The organism is Zoogloea sp., from assembly GCF_041904905.1.
Taxonomy (GTDB): domain Bacteria; phylum Pseudomonadota; class Gammaproteobacteria; order Burkholderiales; family Rhodocyclaceae; genus Zoogloea.
This window is the reverse complement of record NZ_JAYRMI010000137.1, coordinates 1-2,005: the sequence shown is the minus strand read 5'-3', so window position 1 is coordinate 2,005 and position 2,005 is coordinate 1. Positions and strand designations below refer to the sequence as shown.

At 74.0% G+C, this 2,005-nt stretch carries 2 protein-coding genes; one reads left to right on the top strand and one right to left on the bottom strand.

Annotation, left to right across the window (positions count from 1 at the left end; genetic code table 11):
- The coding region (locus ACE3N6_RS19215; protein ID WP_374247425.1) for a hypothetical protein at positions 1–312 on the bottom strand (312 nt) is incomplete at its 3' end.
- A gap of 171 nt (positions 313–483) precedes the next feature.
- Here ACE3N6_RS19215 and ACE3N6_RS19210 point away from each other — a divergent pair.
- A partial coding sequence (locus tag ACE3N6_RS19210; protein ID WP_374247424.1) for a PLP-dependent aminotransferase family protein occupies positions 484–2,005 on the top strand: 1,522 nt, incomplete at its 3' end.

Sequence of the window (2,005 nt, the reverse complement as noted above, 5' to 3'; positions counted from 1 at the left end):
CAGCGCCGCCCACCGGCGCGCCAGCCAGCCGGCCAGGGCGCCCGGGGCCGGCGCCACGCAGATCAAGATCGGCGTGCAGGCGCCGGTGGCGCGCACCCGAACCCACCCCGCCGATTCCAGCGTCCAGTCGTCGCCCGTGCGCAGCTGCGGGCACGGCATGTGCATCGTCTCGGCCAGCCACACGGCCGGGCCTTCGAGGCGGGCGCTGCCCTCGACGACGACGATCCGGGTGCCGGCGGGCAGGCAGGCGGCCCAGGCGGTGCCCGGCTGCAGCAGGAGGCGGCGGTCGTCGCCGGGGGGCTGTGGGTGCATGGTCGGGCTCCGGGATGTGACGACGCCAGCCTACGGCGCGGCCAAAAATAGGTACAGACACAGGAAATCGCGTTCTGTATCGGTACAGTTGGCGATCTGAGCATCTGTTATGGTGCGCTTTGCGCCGATCTGTGCCTTGGGGCCGCCCGCTGGCCCGGCGATCATGGCGCGATGGATGCCGCCACCGTGGATACCCCCCTCTACCTCCAGCTTGCCGCCCACTACCGCGGGGCGATCGCCAGCGGCGTGCTCGCGCCGGGCGCGCGGATGCCGTCGGTGCGGGCGCTGACGCGCACCCACCGGGTCAGCCTGTCCACCGCGCTGCAGGCTTGCCGCAGCCTGGAGGAGGAGGGCCTGCTCGAGGCCCGGCCGCGCTCCGGCTACTTCGTGCTGGCGCCCCGGCGGGCGGTGCTCCAGCCGGTGCGGGAGCCCGAGCCCGGCGCCACGGCGGCCCCGCCAGACCCGGCGCCGTATTCCGGCATCCACGACCGCATCTCGGATTTCGTGGTGAAGTGCGAGCGCCATCCGGTGGTCACCAACCTGGCGCTGGCCTTCGGCTCGCCCGAGTGCTACCCCCAGGAAGCCCTCAAGAACGCGGCGCTGCGCGCCCTGCGGCGGCGGCCGGAGGTGCTGGTGAGCCCGGTGCCGCCCCAGGGCGACCCCGGCTTCCGGGCGGTGCTGGCGCGGCGGGCGATGGCGGCGGGGATGCGCCCGACGCCGGACGAGATCGTCGTGACCCACGGCTGCACCGAGGCCCTCAACCTGGCGTTGCGGGCGGTGGCCCAGCCCGGCGACACGGTGGCGGTGGAGTCGCCCACCTACTTTGGGCTGCTGCAGGTGATCGAGAGCCTGGGCCTCACCGCGCTGGAGATCCCCACCAGCCCCAGCCGGGGCATGTCGGTGGAGGCGCTGGAGCTGGCCCTCGCCACCCATCCGCAGATCCGCGCGGTGGTGGTGGTGCCCAACTTCCAGAACCCTCTGGGCTGCGTGATGCCCGACGAGGAGAAGGCGCGCCTGGTGGCCCTGTGCGACGCGGCGAAGGTGGCGCTGATCGAGGACGACATCTACGGCGCCCTGGGCGACGACGACCTGCCGCTACGCACCGCCAAGTCGTGGGACCGGAGCGGCAACGTGATCCACTGCGGCTCGCTGCACAAGACCCTGGCGCCGGGCATGCGCATCGGCTGGATGCTGGGCGGGCGCTGGCTGGCGCGCATCCGCATGCTCAAGCACGCCCAGAGCCGGGCCAACGACGCGCTGGCCCAGCTGGCGATTGCCGAGTTCATGGGCAGCCACGCCTACGACCGTCATCTGGTGCGCCTGCGCCGGCTGCTCAAGGCCCAGCGGGTGGCCACGGCCGAGGCCATCGCGGCGCACTTTCCGGCCGGCACGCGGCTCAACGTGCCGTCGGGCGGGATGATGCTGTGGGTGGAGATGCCGGGCGGGCGCTCGTCCGGGCAGGTGTTCGACGCGGCGCTGGCGGAGGGCATCCGCGTGGCGCCGGGGTTGATGTTCTCCAACAGCGGCCGCTTCGATCACTTTTTGCGGATCAGCTGCGGCGCGCCCTTCAACCCCAACATCGAGGCGGCGATCCGGCGTCTCGGGCAGATCGTCGCGGGGGGGGGGGGGGGGGCGGGCCCCCCCCCCCGGGGGGGCGGGGCACCCCCCCGGGGGCGCCGCCCCCGCCCCGGGG